This window comes from Rosenbergiella collisarenosi, from assembly GCF_018494085.1.
In the GTDB taxonomy this organism is placed as follows: domain Bacteria; phylum Pseudomonadota; class Gammaproteobacteria; order Enterobacterales; family Enterobacteriaceae; genus Rosenbergiella; species Rosenbergiella collisarenosi.
On sequence record NZ_JABBFP010000009.1, the window covers coordinates 1 to 17,710 of the forward strand.

Genomic DNA, 17,710 nt, shown 5'->3' on the forward strand with positions numbered 1-17,710 from the left:
GTTTTACCGTGGTCGACGTGACCGATAGTACCCACGTTAACGTGTGGTTTGTTACGTTGAAATTGCTCTTTAGCCATGGCTATATTCCTTACTGTTATGCCCTCATTCTCGATGAGGGCATGGGATCAAATTTAAACCGTAGTTTTATTTGCTACGTGCTTCAATAACAGCCTGCGCGACGTTATTCGGCGCATCATCATACTTCAAGAACTCCATGGAGTAAGAAGCACGACCTTTAGTCAGAGAACGCAACTGAGTCGCATACCCAAACATTTCGGACAATGGTACTTCGGCATGAATCTCAACGCCAGTTGCGTTAGATTCTTGACCTTTCAACATACCACGACGTCTGCTCAGGTCACCGATAACATCACCAGTGTGCTCTTCAGGAGTCTCAACTTCAACTTTCATGATTGGCTCAAGCAGAACTGGGTTCGCTTGTTTAAAGCCTTGTTTGAAAGCTAATGAGGCAGCTAGTTTAAACGCTAGTTCTGATGAGTCAACATCATGGTAAGAACCGAAGTGCAGACGAACACCTAAGTCTACTACCGGGTAACCCGCTAATGGACCTGATTTCAGCTGCTCTTGAATTCCTTTATCTACCGCAGGGATGTATTCAGTTGGAATTACACCACCTTTGATGTCGTTCGTGAATTCGTAACCTTTAGGGTTAGAACCTGGCTCAAGTGGGTACATATCGATCACAACGTGACCGTACTGTCCACGACCACCAGACTGCTTAGCATGTTTACCTTCAACATCGGTAATTTTGCTACGAATTGCTTCACGATAAGCAACCTGTGGTTTACCCACGTTTGCTTCCACGTTGAACTCACGCTTCATACGGTCAACGATGATATCAAGGTGAAGTTCACCCATACCAGCGATGATTGTCTGGTTAGACTCTTCATCAGTCCATACACGGAATGATGGATCTTCTTTAGCCAGACGACCCAGAGCTAGACCCATTTTTTCTTGGTCAGCTTTGGTTTTTGGTTCAACCGCGATTGAGATTACTGGCTCTGGGAATTCCATACGCTCCAAAATGATTGGCGCGTTAGGATCACACAGGGTGTCACCAGTAATAACATCTTTCAGACCGATTGCTGCCGCGATATCACCAGCACGAACTTCGCTGATTTCTTCACGCTTGTTAGCATGCATCTGAACGATACGGCCTAAACGCTCACGTTGTGATTTTACTGAGTTCAGTACGGTATCACCGGAGTTAACAACACCAGAGTATACGCGGAAGAACGTCAAGTTACCCACGAACGGGTCGTTAGCAATTTTAAATGCTAATGCTGAGAACGGCTCGCTATCATCTGAACGACGTTCAGCTGGAGTATCTTTACCATCGTCTAACATTCCTTTAATAGCAGGAACTTCAACTGGTGATGGAAGATATTCGATAACGGCATCAAGCATCGCTTGAACACCTTTGTTCTTAAATGCAGAACCACAGGTGACCAAAATAATTTCGTTGTTCAGAACGCGTTGACGCAGAGCATTTTTGATTTCTGCTTCAGTCAGTTCTTCACCACCAAGGTATTTTTCCATCAACTCTTCTGAAGCTTCAGCTGCAGATTCGATGAGGTTTTGACGCCATTCTTCTGCTAAATCTTGTAGCTCAGCAGGAATTTCTTCGTAATCGAATGTCGTACCTTGGTCAGCATCGTTCCAGTTAATGGCTTTCATTTTTACCAGGTCAACAACGCCGGTAAAGCCTTCTTCTGCACCGATAGCAAGTTGTAGTGGAACAGGGTTTGCACCTAAACGTGCTTTAATCTGACCAACAACTTTTAGAAAGTTTGCACCCATACGGTCCATTTTGTTAACGAACGCGATACGTGGAACTTTATATTTGTTTGCCTGACGCCATACGGTTTCAGACTGAGGCTGAACACCACCTACTGCGCAGTAGACCATAACTGCACCGTCAAGAACACGCATTGAACGCTCTACTTCGATAGTAAAGTCAACGTGTCCCGGGGTATCAATGATGTTGATACGGTGTGGTTCGAACTGTTTAGCCATACCTGACCAGAATGCAGTCGTTGCAGCTGAGGTGATAGTAATACCACGCTCCTGCTCCTGTGCCATCCAGTCCATAGTCGCTGCACCATCGTGTACTTCACCGATTTTGTGACTTACACCGGTATAGAACAGGATACGCTCGGTAGTAGTAGTTTTACCGGCATCGATGTGTGCACTGATACCGATATTACGGTAACGTGAAATGGGTGTTTTACGAGCCATTTGATTCCTCTGAATTCTAGGACGTTCTATTTAAGTTAACCACAGCGGGTTAGCCGTTAGAGCGCCCGCTGGGTTAACAACTACACCGGAGGGATTACCAGCGGTAGTGAGCGAACGCCTTGTTGGCTTCTGCCATACGGTGAACGTCTTCACGTTTCTTAACTGCAGTACCTTTGTTCTCTGCAGCATCAGAAAGTTCGTTCGCCAGGCGAAGAGCCATAGATTTGTCACCGCGTTTACGAGCAGCTTCTACGATCCAACGCATTGCTAATGCATTACGACGGACCGGACGTACTTCAACTGGGACCTGATAAGTTGAACCACCAACACGGCGTGATTTAACTTCGACTGTTGGACGAACGTTGTCTAGAGCAACTTCGAACGCTTCCAGTTCAGATTTACCAGAGCGCTGAGCCAGGGTCTCAAGCGCGTTATATACGATAGATTCTGCAGTAGATTTTTTACCGTCTACCATCAGAATGTTTACAAATTTTGCCAGTAGTTCTGATCCGAACTTAGGATCCGGCAGAATTTTACGTTGACCAATTACACGACGACGTGGCATGGAATATCTCCGTTGATAATTCAGGATTGTCCAAAACTCTACGAGTTTATTTTGACATTTATGTTAAAACGTTTGGCCTTACTTAACGGAGAACCATTAAGCCTTTGGCTTCTTCACACCGTACTTAGAACGAGCCTGTTTACGGTCTTTAACGCCGGAACAGTCAAGTGCACCGCGGACGGTATGGTAACGCACACCTGGTAAGTCTTTAACACGACCACCACGGATCAGGATCACGGAGTGCTCCTGCAGGTTATGACCTTCACCACCGATGTAGGAGGTAACTTCAAAACCGTTGGTTAAACGAACACGACAAACTTTACGTAATGCTGAGTTCGGTTTTTTTGGAGTAGTAGTATATACACGAGTACATACACCACGTTTTTGCGGGCAAGCTTCCAGCGCAGGTACGTTGCTTTTTGCAACTTTACGTACGCGTGGTTTGCGAACCAGCTGGTTAACTGTTGCCATTAAATAGCTCCTGGTTTTGCTTTTGCTTCGTAAACACGTATTAAATCTACCTCATATTTCTATGAGGACGCAGAATTCTAGGGCTGAGTATAGAGGGTGTCAAGAAATAACCAACATATCGTCTTACCAAGTGATCTGTTTCGAATGCTTTACAGTCATTGCAACGAACTGCTGATAGTCGATTATCGTAAAATTATCGTCAATTAACGCGGTAATCCCTCTCGCTTCACTATCTTCTTTTAGAAGGTATAGACTTGTCTTCCTTTTCGCTAAAAATGAGGAAAATGTCAGATTTCCTGCTATCCCACCGTAGACGCCGTCCTGTAACAAGAGGACATCGTCCTTTTCGCCGATCAAGCGCTCTAAATGAGCCATGTCGAGCATCGTCGGTGGTGACATTATGAGATGAAGCATCGATTGCCCTCAAAAACTTATAATTTTATCGTAATCGCTAAGTCGCTGCTGTAGGTCATCGATCGTCAATGCAGTGAAAGGTATGCTACTTGCCACGCGTTCACTTATCCCACGAGTTACCATTGAGTATTGGCACGCATATACCTGCTCAATATCATAAAGTTCAAGTAACTTAAACGTTGCGATATAGTCGCGTGCAAAAATGGTGCTGGGTTGTTGGCCTGCCACCAAATGAAATACCCCCTCACCGATGAAAAACACGCCTATATCTTCGGTTAAAGCTGCTGTAGCGAGTAATGCATCAAGACCTTCGCGTCCAGAACTAGCGCCATGGGGAGGAGTTTTAAATACAAAAGCTATCGAATTCATTAAAATTGCACTACTCGATCACAGGTAAGTAACGATGTTGCAAGAGATCCTAGCCCAGTAAGGTTAAACTGTGGATGTAAATTATACATCTCTTGGCTATTTTGCTCCCGGTCTATAATTCCACGTCGTAAAGCAGCTGATACACATATATTGAGGGGAATATTTTCCTCCACACTTAGCCTTACCCATTCGGCAGCAAGATCATGCTCATCGCTGGCTGGAGATATAAAGGCACTGGCATTACTCACAGCTTCTTGGTGAAAGAAAATAGACTCAATGGTATGTTTAGCTTCCAATAAAGCTTTTGCGAACATCCATGCGCTGGTAGATTTTTGATTTCCGTAAACCGGTCCTGTTACAACAAGCGCATAGCGCATTATTCTTTACCCTCGGAAAATTCTTCATGTCTATATTGGCGGATATAAAGGTATACCCCATGCATCGAGACATTCAAACGATTAGCGTCTCAGTTAATGACATCTTTAATATTGAGTATGCTTTTGCGTAGTAGAAGTTGCAACTCGACGCCCTGTTGGTTCGCCAAGACGTGATAGCAAGGGACAAGTACCACTGCCAGGTGCAGTGGTACTGATAATGCGCGAAAGATTTACTGTTGGGTAGCAGTGCTGCTGTTTGCTGCAGGAGCTTGCGGTGCAGAGTCACCCTTCGCAGCAGGCTTGACATCCAGTAATTCGACGTCAAACACTAACGTCGAGTTAGGGGGAATGCCTGGAACACCATTTTGGCCATAGGCTAATGCTGGCGGGATAACTAACTGAATTTTTCCGCCCTTCTTAATATGTTTTAGACCCTCTGTCCATCCAGGAATTACGCCATCAAGGCGGAATGATAGAGGCTCATGGCGGTCATAGGAGCTGTCGAACTGGGTTCCATCTGTCAGCGTTCCTTTGTAGTTAACGACAACGGTATCGCTATCGGTAGGCGTAGCGCCACTACCCGCTTTTTCAACTTTGTAGAGTAAGCCCGACGCAGTTTTCTTCACGCCTTTCTCTTTTGCGAATTTAGCTGCAAAAGCATTACCCTTATCGGTATTTTCTTTTGCGTCTTTTTCCATCTTCGCTTGGGCAGCCGCTTTTACGTTACCTTCGAAAGCCTTAAGTGTTTGCTCAACTTCGCTATCAGAGAGTTTACTTTTTCCTGCAAACGCATCCTGCACACCGGCAATCAATTGCTTATTGTCTAGCTTAATACCGAGCTTCTCTTGTTCCTTCAGTGAATTCTCCATATAACGACCTAACGAGGCACCCAATGCGTAAGCTGATTGTTGGCTCTGATCTTTAAAGGCTGAGTTCAGGCTAACTTGCGCTGAAGATTGAGCATTCGCATCTGCAGCCATAACCAAAGGGGCGTTAAGGCCAACAGCTAACGTTGCTGCCAACAGCGAGACTTTAAACAATGATTTCATCCATATCTCCTAACCAAAGTCAGGTACTTTGGTACTTTATAAGTGTATGACTCTACACGATGACTTGTTAATGGCTGTCTGGGCCATTACGAGTTAAACGGCCCCTCTACGACAATATACAGATGATAAAGTTTCGAGGTTACCCAATGATATTGGGGTGAAGATATCTTTTTCAAGCCTCAGCAAATTATCGATTTATTTAGAGACTGGACGTTATACTGTCTGTCATTGTCATACTTACTCAGAGGGAGACTAAATTATGAAGGTCGAGGAATTGACACAACGAATCGATAACCTGGAAACAAAAGTTGCTTACCAAGAGCATACCCTTGAGGAGCTAAATCAAACCTTGATAAGTCATGAGCTTGAGATAGCGAAGATGCGTGAGCATTTACGCCTGCTAGTCAGTAAATTACAAACCGTTGCGCCATCGATGGTTGCTTCACAATCTGAAGAAACTCCCCCACCTCATTACTGATAAAAAAGGCTGCACTAGGCAGCCTTGTTTATTTTAGTGATGGCAGCCACAGCCGCCTGTACCACAACCTTCATCATCTTGTTCATGGTCATGATGATGGCCGTCAGCACCGTGCACGTGACCGTGCGCTAATTCTTCTTCTGTCGCTTCACGAATCGCCACAACTTCAACGTTAAAGCTCAAGTTTTGGCCCGCTAGCATATGGTTACCATCTACGACAACGTGCTCATCACCGACTTCAGTGATCTCTACTGGCACGGGGCCTTGATCAGTTTCTGCTAGAAAACGCATACCTGGTTGTAATTCGTCAACGCCCACAAATACATCTTTAGGAACACGTTGGACTAAATTTTCGTCATACTGACCATAGGCATCATCAGCAGATACATTGATATCGAATTTGTCACCCGCTTCACGGTTATCTAGCGCATTTTCTAGACCAGAGATTAAAGAGCCGTGACCATGTAAGTAGTCCAGCGGTGCGCTAACCGGTGCTTCATCAACCAGTACACCGTCTTCAGTACGTACTTGATAAGCAATGCTGACTACCAAGTCTTTTGCAATTTTCATGATAACTCCTAACCGTTGAGCGCCCTATTCCCGTCTCATTGGTCTATTTTTGCCTACAATAACACCAACCAGAAAGGTCCTGACTATGTCGAAAAACTTTATCAGTTCTTCCGTAAACAATTATAGTGGGAATGATTGCTCAGAAATTCAATGCTTCAACTCGAAATTAGCGAAAAAAAACTTATTCCGGCGTAAACACGCCGATAATTTGTTCATCCTTGCGTACAGCCGATTGTACTTTTTTGTCGGCTTCACGCATTTGGTCGCCACATTTCACACATTCGACAACCTCTACCCCGTCCTCTCGCCAGAGCGCTAAAGTATCTTTTGCTTGGCAATTGCGACATATCGCTCCCGCAATAAAACGTTTACGCATAATTCCACCTTATCTTGAAGAAGTTCTCTTAGTACTAATCGGCAGCGTCCCAACGCCCTAGTGTTTGTTTGTCCTGCTGCATTTCTTTGCGGAAGACGTCTTCCAATTCGCGCCGAGCCTCTTTAACCCGCGAAACATGCCCTGATTCATCACGGTGCGGCATCAAATCTTTCAGCATTTGCTCATCAAGCTGAGTAAAGTATTGCTGTGCTCGCTCAGCTTGATAAGGATGAACGCCCAAAGACACCAAGGCTTTCCCTGCTAGCTGTACCGCGCTCAAGAACGTTTCACGGGTAATTTCTGTCACACCGGCTTGTAATAATTCATGAGCTTCTACACGTCCTCTTGCTCGAGCAAGGATTTTTAATTGAGGAAAGTGTTGTTGGCAAAGCGCTATCGTAGCCATCGTATCAGAAGGATCATCGCAGGTGACGATGATAGACTGGGCGCGTTCAGCACCGGCAGCGCGTAGTAGCTCAAGGTCGTTAGAATCACCATAGTAAACATTATAGCCGTAGCTACGCGTTAGACTGACCACACTAATGTCCTTTTCTAACACGGTGACTCGCATATTGTTAGCCATCAGTAGGCGCCCCACAACCTGCCCGAAACGACCAAAGCCCACTAAGATAACTTGAGGCTCGTCATCTTCGACATAATGTTTCTCCGAATTTTCGTCGTCTTGGTTATTAAAACGACGGACTAAAATCAGATCGATGAGTTTCATCAGTAGGGGTGTCGTAATCATCGATAACGTCACGATCACGAGAAGCAATGATAATTGCTCTTGGTGGAAGAGACCCGCACTCGATGCCGCTGAGAACAGTACAAATGCAAATTCCCCGCCTTGGCTGAGGACACCTGAGAACTGTAAGCGTTCAGAGCTGCGCATCCCGTAGATACGAGCAAGTAAATACAACACTAAGGCCTTGATTGCCACCAGTGCTACCACTGCAACGAGAACCTCGACAATATGGGTGAATAACACACCAATATTAAGGGCCATACCGACAGAGATAAAAAATAACCCTAGCAGTAGAGCTTTAAAGGGATCAATGGCGACTTCGAGCTCGTGTCGATATTCACTCTCTGCTAATAGAATACCGGCTATAAATGTCCCTAATGCCATTGATAAGCCCAAGGCATCCATGAATAAGGCTGAGCCAATAACCAATAATAATGCAGAAGCCGTAAAAATCTCTTTGACCCCAGAAGCCGCAATGTACCGGAAAATAGGTCGTAATAAGAATCGCCCCCCCACTAGCATTCCTGCAAAGGCAAGCACCTTCATTCCTATCTTCATCCAGTCTGTCGGATGGCCTGAATCATTGCCCGCTAATAAAGGTACGAGCGCTAATGCCGGTATTACGGCTAAATCCTGAAAGAGTAAAACTGAAAAGCCAAGCTGCCCTGCTTCACTACGATTCATGCCTTTTTCTTGCATCAGTTGTAATGCCATGGCCGTTGAGGACATCGCAAGGCCGATGCCGCCAATTACTGCAGCTTGCCAAGAAAATTGGGTTATCCATAATAATCCTGCGAGGATCACGCTGGAAAAAATAACTTGTCCCGCACCCACACCAAAAATTGATCGTCTAAGTTGCCAAAGCTTTTTAGGGTTAAGTTCGAGTCCGATAATAAACATCAGGAATACTACCCCTAACTCGGAGAAATGGAGAATTTCCTCCACGTCGCTGATAAACCCAGCGCCCCAAGGTCCGATGGCAATACCCGCTAACAGGTAACCGAGAACGGCACCAATGCCTAAACGCGCCGCGATTGGGACTGCAACAACCGCTGCGGCTAAATAAATGACACCAGCGGTCAATAAATCAGATCCGCCCATCCATAATCTCCTGTGGTAACGGTTGAGTAAGCCAGTCTGAATAGGCCGTCGCTAAAGATTTTAATACGTCTAATGGTTGTCGCCGTGCATGATAAATCACCATCGGTGACAACCACTGCATGTGGCACGTTTGTGCCACTAGCTCGAAGGGCCTCATAATCTCTGCGAGAGGGTAACGATTTAAGCCTTGGGACTGATAAGCGCTTTCAGGCTCGCCAGTTGTCACCACACAGCGCAGCGTTTTCCCCTCTAAAGCCGACTCCCCCATACCGGAAGCGAAGCCTCTCGATAATACTCGGTCCAACCACTCTTTGAGTAACGAAGGGCAACTGTAAGTGTAGAGGGGGTATTGAAATACAATAATATCGTGCTCGCGTAGCAATTGCTGTTCACGATAGATATCGATAAAGAAATTGGGATACGTAGCATAAAGATCGTGCACAGTAACATGCTCAACTCGACGAGCAGCCTTGAGTAATTTGGTGTTAACCACCGAATCCTGTGCCTCGGGGTGAGCATAAAGCAAAAGTATTTTTGGTGAAGATGACATTGTCGTTCTCCAGGTTATCGTCTTAGACAGGGTTTTCCGTTACCATGCTGCGATACAAAGATATGTGGTTAGCAATTTAGTTATGCCACTAATTTACCATATTCCATAAATTACGGCGCTTATGATTGTCTTCTCTGCTTTACAATTACGACGCGGAACTCGCGTACTCTTGGATAATGCCACTGCCACTATTAACCCAGGCCAAAAGGTCGGATTAGTTGGGAAAAATGGCTGTGGGAAATCGACGCTATTATCGCTACTTAAGCACGAGATCAGCGCAGAGAGTGGAAGTGTTCATTTCCCTACAAATTGGTCTCTAGCATGGGTAAATCAAGAAACGCCCGCGCTCGATAGCTCAGCAATCGACTACGTCATTGATGGTGACCGAGAGTTTAGGCAACTTGAAACACAACTTGCCGCTGCGAACCACGCGAACGATGGCAATCAAATCGCGCTCCTTCATGGTAAGTTAGAGGCGATTCAAGCATGGAGTATTAATGCTAGGGCGGCAAGTCTGCTCTATGGATTGGGCTTTTCACATACTCAGCTACAGTCACCGGTTAAAGATTTTTCTGGTGGATGGAGAATGCGTCTAAATCTGGCCCAAGCGTTAATTTGTCGTTCTGACCTGTTACTGCTCGATGAACCGACGAACCACCTGGATTTAGATGCCGTGATCTGGCTAGAAAAGTGGCTGAAGAGTTATACCGGCACGTTGATCCTCATTTCCCATGATCGGGATTTCCTCGACCCAACCGTCAGTAAGATCTTGCATATTGAGCAAGAGAAACTCATGGACTATACCGGTAACTACAGCGATTTTGAGCGGCAACGTGCGACAAAGCTCGCTCAGCAGCAATCCTTATATCAGAGCCAGCAAACGAAAGTCGCCCATTTACAGCATTATATCGACCGTTTCCGGGCAAAAGCCACAAAAGCAAAACAAGCGCAAAGTCGCTTAAAAATGCTAGAACGAATGGAAATGATCGCGCCGGCACATGTCGATAATCCCTTCACCTTTCATTTTCGTGCGCCTGAATCACTCCCCTCTCCGTTGTTAACCATGGAGAAAGTGACAGCCGGCTATAACGATAGAATTATTTTAGATTCGATCAAACTTAATTTAGTGCCTGGCTCCCGTATCGGCTTATTGGGTAAAAACGGCGCAGGAAAATCAACGCTTATTAAACTACTCTCTGGCGAATTGACGCCAAAATCCGGTACTGTCACGCTGGCTAAAGGGGTGAAGCTTGGTTACTTTGCACAGCATCAACTTGAGTATCTGCGCGCTGATGAGTCTCCGTTACAGCATTTGCAACGCCAAGCACCTAAGGAGCTCGAACAACACCTGCGTGACTATCTAGGCGGTTTTGGATTTCAAGGTGACCAAGTCAAAGCCCCAACCGCTCAGTTCTCTGGGGGGGAAAAGGCGCGCCTGGTATTGGCTCTCGTGGTATGGGAACGCCCGAACTTATTACTCCTTGATGAGCCAACTAACCACCTTGATTTAGATATGCGCCAAGCGCTCACCGAGGCACTTATCGACTTCGAAGGCGCATTAGTCGTCGTGTCGCATGACCGTCATCTACTTCGTGCCACAACCGATGATCTTTACCTCGTACATGATGGCCGCGTCGAGATGTTTGCAGGGGATCTTGACGATTACCAACACTGGCTCGCAGATCAGCAGAAAGAGCTTTCAGCCCCCCACAAAGTTGATACTGCACGCGATAATAGCCAGAGTGCCCAAGCGCGCAAGGATCAGAAAAGGCGCGATGCGGAGCTACGAACGAAAACCCAGCCTCTGCGTAAGCAAATAGAAAAACTCGAAAAACAAATGAGCGACTGCCAGTACGCGCTCGCACAAGATGAGGAGAAGCTCGCGGATTCTGGGATCTATGAATTAAGCCGCAAATCTGAACTGACCGATACCTTGCAGCACAGATCGGAAGTGCAAGGGCGACTTGAAGAGGTTGAACTGGCGTGGCTCACTGCACAAGAAGAGCTTGAAACAGTACTCGCCAGTGACGTCTAGTTAAGATTGCCGCCGAGGCAAGAACATCATTATATCCAGATAAGTAACACGCTCAAGGCGGTCAACAGTCCCATGAAAAGATTGAAAATCCGCCATGCGCGTGGGCTATGTAACCAGCGCCCAATTACGGTACCAAAAGCGAGCCATACGCATCCCGCAACGAGGTTTACCAAAAACATGGCTAAACTAATGCTCACAACCGAGGTAATATAAGCCTTGCCAGTTAAGCTAAAGCTGGCGACCGCGCCGAGCGACATCAACCATGCTTTTGGATTGACGAGCTGTAACACCGCGCCTTGCCATAACGGTAATGTCTTCTCCTGTTGACCAGTGACCTCAAGAGATTCGTAAGTAGCCGTCGTAATTTTCCATGCTAACCAAAGTAAATAAGCGCTCCCTGCAATTTTTAAGCATAAGTGCAATGCAGGATAGAGGATGATGAGGTTACCCACTCCAAAAGCGATGAGTAGCAGCATAATTTGCATACCGAACATAATACCCAGCATCAATGGTATAGTCCTAATGAAACCAAAATTGGCGCCAGAGGTGGTAAGTAGCATATTATTAGGGCCCGGTGTAATCGCTGCGACCCATAAAAAGCCTAACAATGAGAGAAAAAGATTGAGTTCCATAGAATGACCATTATCCAGATTAACCTTTGAAACTATACAGTGAGTTATGGATCAGACAAGCCCTGAGAACCTGAATAATTATCACGACAACGCCTCTGGTTTTACACCCATTCGTTGTTTGAGAAATGCTCATATTCAGACTCTATTACCTAGAATCCTACGCCGTATGGTTCGGATCAAACCTGTTTGGCAACGCCTTGAGCTTCCTGACGGGGACTTTGTCGATCTTGCGTGGAGCGAAGATCCGATGCTTGCAAAGCATAAACCCCGCGCGGTCATCTTTCATGGGTTAGAAGGCAGTGTCAAAAGTCCTTATGCTCATGGCCTGTTAGCCTCTTTCCAACGTGAAGGTTGGTTAAGTGTCGTCATGCACTACCGGGGGTGCAGCGGTGAACCTAATCGCTTAACGCAAAGTTATCATTCTGCGGATATTGAAGACGCGAGTTACTTCCTTCGCTGGATGCGAGATAAACTGGGGCCAGGTTGGACCTCTGCCACAGGATTTTCTCTAGGTGGAAACATGCTTGCCTGTTTAATGGGTAGCCAAGGTGACGAATGTTTGCTCGATGCAGGGGTCATCGTTTCAGCTCCCTTAATGCTCGAACCTTGTAGCGTAAAAATCGAAGATGGCTTTTCACGTTTCTATCAGCATTACTTATTAACCCGGTTGAAAAAAAGTTTGCGCCGTAAACTCAAAGCTCATCCTCATCTTTTTTCAATCGCGCCGGGCGAACTAAAGAAAATAAAAAAACTGCGTGAGTTTGACGATAAAATCACGTCACGTATCTATCATTTTTCTGATGCGCTTGATTACTATCGCCAAGCTAGCGGTATGCCTTGGCTAGCGAGTATTACTAAGCCTCTACTCATCATCCATGCGGCAGACGATCCATTTATGACTGACGATGTGATACCTCAGCCGGAACAGTTGTCACCAACGATCGACTATCAGCTAAGCGAATATGGTGGTCACGTTGGTTTCGTTACAGGTAGCTTCTTTAAGCCAGTAATGTGGCTTGAACGCCGTATTCCGGATTGGCTTACCACACAATTGGAAGCAAAACCATGATCATACCTTGGCAAGAACTCCCGACAGAAACGCTACAGAATTTAATTGAGTCATTTGTCTTGCAGGAAGGAACCGATTATGGCGAGCAAGAGCGTACCCTCGACGAAAAAGTTGCTGATGTAACCCAGCAACTTCACCGCGGTGACGTGGTGATCGTGTGGTCTGAACTACATGAATCCGTAAGCTTACGCGTTGCTCGTGAGGTACGTTAATCGCGGATCTACTCGTCTTACGTCGACCGCCATCCGCCGAGGAGCCTTAGATGTCAGCTAAATATCCTATTATCGCCGTGACGGGTTCAAGTGGTGCGGGTACCACGACAACCAGCCTAGCATTCCGTAAGATTTTCAAGCAGCTAGGTATTCGTGCTGCTGAAATTGAGGGGGATAGTTATCATCGCTATACCCGCCCGGAAATGGATGTCGCGATCCGTAAAGCGCGAGATTTGGGTAAACACATTAGCTATTTCGGCCCGGACGCCAACGACTTTGCCCTCTTAGCTCAGACCTTCAAGCAGTACTCCGACTCCGGAACAGGCCGCTCTCGTAAATATCTCCATACTTACGACGAAGCGGTACCTTGGAAACAGGTACCCGGCACTTTCACGCCGTGGCAGCCGCTTCCGGCTAATACCGATGTCTTGTTTTATGAAGGCCTGCATGGTGCCGTTGTCACAGAAGAGAACAACGTCGCCGATCTTGTCGACTTATTGGTTGGCGTGGTACCGATCGTAAATCTTGAGTGGATACAAAAGCTCGTGCGGGATATGCAAGAACGCAGCCACTCACGCGAAGCGGTAATGGACTCGGTGATCCGCTCGATGGAGGACTATGTTAACTATATTACTCCTCAGTTCTCACGGACGCATATCAATTTCCAGCGTGTCCCGATGGTCGATACTTCTAACCCCTTTGCCGCCCATGCGATTCCCTCCATGGACGAAAGCCTTGTCGTCATTCACCTCCGAGGAGTCGAAGAGATTAACTACCCTTATCTCCTTGCGATGATTCAAGGGTCGTTCATCTCCGCCATGAACACGTTGGTGATCCCCGGTGGCAAAATGGGTCTAGCTATGGAGCTAATCTTAACCCCCGTTATCAGAAAGCTGGCTGAAAAGCGACAATCTACGCTCTCAGCCACTGACGACTAAGCCGCAAGGACCTCATGGCTGTGGGTAATTTCTACGGCGTTGCCTAGCATCAAGGCGACTGAGCAATATTTTTCTGCCGACAGAGTAACGGCGCGTTCAACCGCTTTCTCGGTTAACGCCCTACCAGTTACGATGAAATGTAGGTTGATATGAGTAAAAAGGCGTGGAGCCTCCTCTCGCCGTGTGGAGGTCAATCTCACTTCACAGCCGGTAATCTCATATCGACCTTTTTCTAATATCGATACGACGTCTATCGCACTGCAAGTACCTGCCGACATGAGCACCATCTCCATTGGACTTGGTCCAGTCTCTCCACGATTACCGTCCATCACGACTTGGTGGCCTGATGCAGATTCTGCAACAAAGCGTAACCCATTAGTCCACGTTACCTTGGCTTCCATCTACTTGACTCCCCTTTAAGAATTTATTAGCTAAGATACTCTTACGAGTATTAATTCGTAAACCACCCATTTGGATTCATACAACACGAGACAGTGACGCTAACCTGTGCTAAAAACAGTGGATGGATTATTTTTCGTTAATCCCAAGATAAAATACCTCGAAACACGCTAAGGTAAGTTTATCGCCTAATAAAAAAAGAAATGGCACTTGATGCTTTCATAGAGTCGTAACAGCGGCTCACCCTGGTTTTCTCCAGGTTCGATTACAATAGAGGATAGAAGCGAATGGTTCTCGGTAAACCACAAACAGACCCTACATTAGAATGGTTCCTCTCCCATTGCCATATTCATAAGTATCCGTCAAAAAGTACCTTAATCCATCAAGGTGAAAAAGCGGAAACGCTTTACTACATCGTCAAAGGTTCTGTCGCGGTACTGATTAAAGATGAAGAAGGCAAAGAGATGATCCTCTCTTACCTCAATCAAGGTGATTTTATTGGAGAGCTTGGCTTGTTCGAAGAAGGACAAGAGCGAAGCGCTTGGGTTAGAGCGAAATCAGCCTGTGAAGTCGCTGAGATCTCTTACAAGAAGTTCCGTCAACTGATTCAAGTTAACCCAGAAATCCTTATCCGCCTTTCTGCTCAAATGGCCCGACGCTTACAAGTTACGTCAGAAAAGGTTGGAAACCTCGCGTTTTTGGACGTGACGGGACGCATTGCACAGACTCTGCTTCACCTCGCCCATCAACCTGATGCCATGACGCATCCGGATGGGATGCAAATTAAAATCACACGCCAAGAAATTGGGCAAATCGTGGGATGTTCGCGTGAAACGGTAGGACGTATTCTTAAGATGCTAGAAGACCAAAACCTTATTTCCGCACACGGTAAAACGATTGTTGTGTATGGCACTCGCTAAGTAACGTTTAAGGCAAGGAAAACACCTTGCCTTGACCCTTATCCTAAATTTTCCTATTAAACTGCAGCGCTGATGCTACGTCGACTTATCTACCACCCTGAAGTGAATTATGCTTTTCGCCAAACCCTAGTGCTATGTTTACCCATAACACTTGGTTGGTTGCTCGGTGATCTGCACTCCGGTCTACTTTTTTCTTTGGTACCTTCTTGTTGTAACCTTGCCGGGCTGGATACGCCTCATAAACGCTTTTTTAAACGTCTCGTTGTCGGTGGCTTACTTTTTGCCTGTAGTAGTTTTTTGCTCCTCTGGTGTCTGCAAAAGCAGTACCCGCTGCCCCTTTTTCTGTTCGCTTTACCGCTTATCATTGGCGTCACTGGTGAGATTAGCCCGCTACATGGCCGCCTATTGCCCGCCTCTCTCGTTGCTGCTGTGCTCTCTATTAGCTTGGCGGGCCGAATGCCATTATGGGGGCCGCCTTTACTCTATCTAGGTGGTACCGTTTGGTACGGTGTTTTTAACTGGGCGTGGTTTAAGTTTTCGCAGGCACAACAGCTACGTGAGACGCTAAGCTTATTATTTCGAGAGCTAGGTAACTACTGTGAGCATAAATACCAACGTATTTTCAGTACAGCGGACTCTCCAGAAAGTTTACAAGACCTACTCAAACGCCAGCAAAAAGTCATCGACCTGATTACTCAGTGCTATCAGCAGTTGCATATGCTGCCCGCTGCCCGGAATCGTAATGACCGATTTTTAATCCGTTATTTCTTAATGGCCCAAGATATTCAAGAACATATTACGGTGAGTTTGAATCAACCTGATGAGATAAAAAGGCTTTGTCACGACAGCTTGGCCGAGGATATTTTAAACTGGAATGCCAATACCGTTGCGACCCAGCTCCATCGTCTTGCCGACGATATTTTATATCACCAGTTCGTGAAGCCTTTTTCCATGAGCAAACAAATAACGGCTCTTGAAAAGCTCGCTCATCAGTTTCCTCATAATCCTGTTCCACAATTTTGTTTCTATCACTTCACTCGTATTGCTCGGGTTCTACAAAACGAAAAACCGCTATATCAGCGCGATCTCATGCGTGATCGCCAGCGCCGATTACCTTTACTACCCGCCTTGAAAAGCTATTTATCATTCAAGTCTACGGCTTTACGCTCGGCGGCCCGGTTTTCCATCATGTTAATGTGTGGTGGCGTAGTGGGTATGGCTCTTAATATGCCTAAACCTTATTGGATATTAATGACCATCGTTTTTGTCAGCCAGAGTAACTACAGCGCGACGCGCGTGCGTATCCAACACCGGGCATTAGGCACCTTTGCAGGGCTGATCATTGCGGCAGTAACACTAAATCTGCATGTGCCTGAATCGTGGATACTCATTATTATGCTGCTGATTACCTTTTTCAGTAATCTCTTCAATCGGCAGTATTATGGCTGGGCAACGATTGGCTTCACGGTTACCGCGGTTTACTCATTACAACTGCTTTCGCTTAATGGCCATCAATTCCTGCTTCCTCGCCTACTCGATACGCTACTCGGCTGCTTAATTGCCTTTGGTGGTACGCTCTGGCTTTGGCCCCAATGGCAAAGTGCACTATTGCGCGATAATACCCTGGATGTGCTCAATGCTTATCAACAAGCATTAAAAGTCTTGCTCGGCTCAGAACAGAAAGATGAAGTCTTTGAAGCTGCCCGCGTAAATGCTAACCAAAAGCATAATGCGCTATTCAATGCGCTTAACCAAGCGATGCAAGAACCAGGATTTGATGATGAGTATTTAGAGGAGATGCATCTCTGGGTAAGCCATAGCCAATATATCGTGGAACATATTAACGAACTGACAGCGCTCGCGCGTGAACACACGATGCTGACGCCGACGCTGGCGGAACGTTATTTGCAGGCCTGTGAGATAGCGTTGCAGCAATGCCAACAACGGCTATTGTATGCCACGGATCAAGAGCAGTACCATTCTGCTCATGTCATGGACGAAGCCGCTAACTTTGATAAAGGCCCCAGTACCATCGTCGAGCGGCATATCGAGAGGATCCTCGTCCATCTGAAATCGATGAGAACGATCTCTGCGATTATCTGGACGCAGCGTCCCAAGCATGGGGCTTGGTTTACTCGAGCTCGCAAAAGCCCTGAGTAATGATTTACTCAGGGCGTACGC

General features: G+C 46.4%; 20 protein-coding genes and 1 pseudogene. 7 read left to right on the forward strand and 14 right to left on the reverse strand.

Annotated elements, in window-relative coordinates; genetic code table 11:
• The 8 genes and pseudogenes from HGT70_RS12800 to fkpA all read right to left on the reverse strand — a co-directional run.
• A pseudogene (locus HGT70_RS12800) lies at positions 1 to 77 on the reverse strand (GTP-binding protein); the annotation flags it as partial.
• 67 nt (positions 78 to 144) lie between these two features.
• Positions 145 to 2,259, reverse strand: coding sequence for an elongation factor G (fusA, locus tag HGT70_RS12805; protein ID WP_071433322.1), 2,115 nt, complete (start codon positions 2,257 to 2,259; stop codon positions 145 to 147).
• Positions 2,260 to 2,353: 94 nt separating this feature from the next.
• Positions 2,354 to 2,824, reverse strand: a complete 471-nt coding sequence (rpsG, locus tag HGT70_RS12810; RefSeq protein ID WP_048912872.1) for a 30S ribosomal protein S7 — start codon at positions 2,822 to 2,824, stop codon at positions 2,354 to 2,356.
• A gap of 96 nt (positions 2,825 to 2,920) precedes the next feature.
• A complete protein-coding gene (gene rpsL, locus HGT70_RS12815) occupies positions 2,921 to 3,295 on the reverse strand; it encodes a 30S ribosomal protein S12 (protein ID WP_003852912.1) in 375 nt (124 codons plus the stop codon).
• Between the two features lie 123 nt (positions 3,296 to 3,418).
• Positions 3,419 to 3,709, reverse strand: a complete 291-nt coding sequence (gene tusB / locus HGT70_RS12820; protein WP_214196139.1) for a sulfurtransferase complex subunit TusB — start codon at positions 3,707 to 3,709, stop codon at positions 3,419 to 3,421.
• A gap of 9 nt (positions 3,710 to 3,718) precedes the next feature.
• Positions 3,719 to 4,078: a sulfurtransferase complex subunit TusC gene (gene tusC, locus HGT70_RS12825; RefSeq protein WP_071433318.1), complete on the reverse strand. Its 360-nt coding sequence runs from the start codon at positions 4,076 to 4,078 to the stop codon at positions 3,719 to 3,721.
• A complete protein-coding gene (gene tusD / locus HGT70_RS12830) occupies positions 4,078 to 4,455 on the reverse strand; it encodes a sulfurtransferase complex subunit TusD (protein ID WP_071433316.1) in 378 nt (125 codons plus the stop codon). The genes tusC and tusD overlap by 1 nt, the downstream gene beginning before the upstream one ends.
• Positions 4,456 to 4,685: 230 nt before the next feature.
• On the reverse strand, positions 4,686 to 5,504 hold the full coding sequence (gene fkpA / locus HGT70_RS12835; protein ID WP_071433314.1) for an FKBP-type peptidyl-prolyl cis-trans isomerase: 819 nt from the start codon (positions 5,502 to 5,504) through the stop codon (positions 4,686 to 4,688).
• A gap of 259 nt (positions 5,505 to 5,763) precedes the next feature.
• Between fkpA and HGT70_RS12840 the strand changes: the two genes are divergently transcribed.
• A complete protein-coding gene (locus HGT70_RS12840) occupies positions 5,764 to 5,982 on the forward strand; it encodes a SlyX family protein (RefSeq protein WP_071433312.1) in 219 nt (72 codons plus the stop codon).
• 33 nt (positions 5,983 to 6,015) lie between these two features.
• Here HGT70_RS12840 and slyD read toward each other — a convergent pair whose 3' ends face one another.
• From slyD to kefG, 4 genes are all read right to left on the reverse strand, one after another.
• Positions 6,016 to 6,552: a peptidylprolyl isomerase gene (gene slyD, locus HGT70_RS12845; RefSeq protein WP_071433310.1), complete on the reverse strand. Its 537-nt coding sequence runs from the start codon at positions 6,550 to 6,552 to the stop codon at positions 6,016 to 6,018.
• A 181-nt stretch (positions 6,553 to 6,733) separates the two neighbouring features.
• A complete protein-coding gene (locus HGT70_RS12850; protein ID WP_071433308.1) occupies positions 6,734 to 6,928 on the reverse strand; it encodes a YheV family putative zinc ribbon protein in 195 nt (64 codons plus the stop codon).
• A 34-nt stretch (positions 6,929 to 6,962) separates the two neighbouring features.
• The gene (gene kefB, locus HGT70_RS12855; RefSeq protein ID WP_214196141.1) at positions 6,963 to 8,774 is read right to left on the reverse strand and encodes a glutathione-regulated potassium-efflux system protein KefB; all 1,812 of its coding nucleotides are present in this window, start codon (positions 8,772 to 8,774) and stop codon (positions 6,963 to 6,965) included.
• Entirely contained in the window at positions 8,761 to 9,324 is a 564-nt protein-coding gene (gene kefG / locus HGT70_RS12860; RefSeq protein WP_071433304.1) for a glutathione-regulated potassium-efflux system ancillary protein KefG, read from the reverse strand. The genes kefB and kefG overlap by 14 nt, the downstream gene beginning before the upstream one ends.
• A gap of 121 nt (positions 9,325 to 9,445) precedes the next feature.
• Between kefG and HGT70_RS12865 the strand changes: the two genes are divergently transcribed.
• Positions 9,446 to 11,359, forward strand: a complete 1,914-nt coding sequence (locus tag HGT70_RS12865; RefSeq protein WP_071433303.1) for an ABC transporter ATP-binding protein — start codon at positions 9,446 to 9,448, stop codon at positions 11,357 to 11,359.
• A 29-nt stretch (positions 11,360 to 11,388) separates the two neighbouring features.
• On the opposite strand, the gene HGT70_RS12870 is transcribed toward HGT70_RS12865, so the two are convergent.
• Positions 11,389 to 11,991 carry a LysE family translocator gene (locus HGT70_RS12870; RefSeq protein ID WP_214196143.1) on the reverse strand — a complete coding sequence of 201 codons (603 nt, stop codon included), beginning with the start codon at positions 11,989 to 11,991 and terminating at the stop codon, positions 11,389 to 11,391.
• 46 nt (positions 11,992 to 12,037) lie between these two features.
• Here HGT70_RS12870 and HGT70_RS12875 point away from each other — a divergent pair, with 46 nt between their 5' ends.
• From HGT70_RS12875 to HGT70_RS12885, 3 genes are read left to right on the forward strand one after another with little or no spacing between them, the layout of a single operon-like run.
• Positions 12,038 to 13,060 carry a hydrolase gene (locus HGT70_RS12875; protein WP_071433299.1) on the forward strand — a complete coding sequence of 341 codons (1,023 nt, stop codon included), beginning with the start codon at positions 12,038 to 12,040 and terminating at the stop codon, positions 13,058 to 13,060.
• Positions 13,057 to 13,272, forward strand: coding sequence for a YheU family protein (locus HGT70_RS12880; RefSeq protein WP_071433296.1), 216 nt, complete (start codon positions 13,057 to 13,059; stop codon positions 13,270 to 13,272). The genes HGT70_RS12875 and HGT70_RS12880 overlap by 4 nt, the downstream gene beginning before the upstream one ends.
• Positions 13,273 to 13,322: 50 nt before the next feature.
• Positions 13,323 to 14,210, forward strand: a complete 888-nt coding sequence (locus tag HGT70_RS12885; protein WP_214196145.1) for a phosphoribulokinase — start codon at positions 13,323 to 13,325, stop codon at positions 14,208 to 14,210.
• Here the strand turns inward: HGT70_RS12885 and HGT70_RS12890 are convergent.
• Positions 14,207 to 14,611: an OsmC family protein gene (locus tag HGT70_RS12890; RefSeq protein ID WP_071433293.1), complete on the reverse strand. Its 405-nt coding sequence runs from the start codon at positions 14,609 to 14,611 to the stop codon at positions 14,207 to 14,209. The two genes, HGT70_RS12885 and HGT70_RS12890, sit on opposite strands and share 4 nt — an antisense overlap.
• Positions 14,612 to 14,896: 285 nt before the next feature.
• Between HGT70_RS12890 and crp the strand changes: the two genes are divergently transcribed.
• Together crp and HGT70_RS12900 are read left to right on the forward strand one after the other, a co-directional pair.
• Positions 14,897 to 15,529 carry a cAMP-activated global transcriptional regulator CRP gene (crp, locus tag HGT70_RS12895; protein WP_048912889.1) on the forward strand — a complete coding sequence of 211 codons (633 nt, stop codon included), beginning with the start codon at positions 14,897 to 14,899 and terminating at the stop codon, positions 15,527 to 15,529.
• Between the two features lie 72 nt (positions 15,530 to 15,601).
• Entirely contained in the window at positions 15,602 to 17,689 is a 2,088-nt protein-coding gene (locus HGT70_RS12900) for a YccS/YhfK family putative transporter (protein ID WP_214196147.1), read from the forward strand.
• Positions 17,690 to 17,710: the final 21 nt, after the last annotated feature.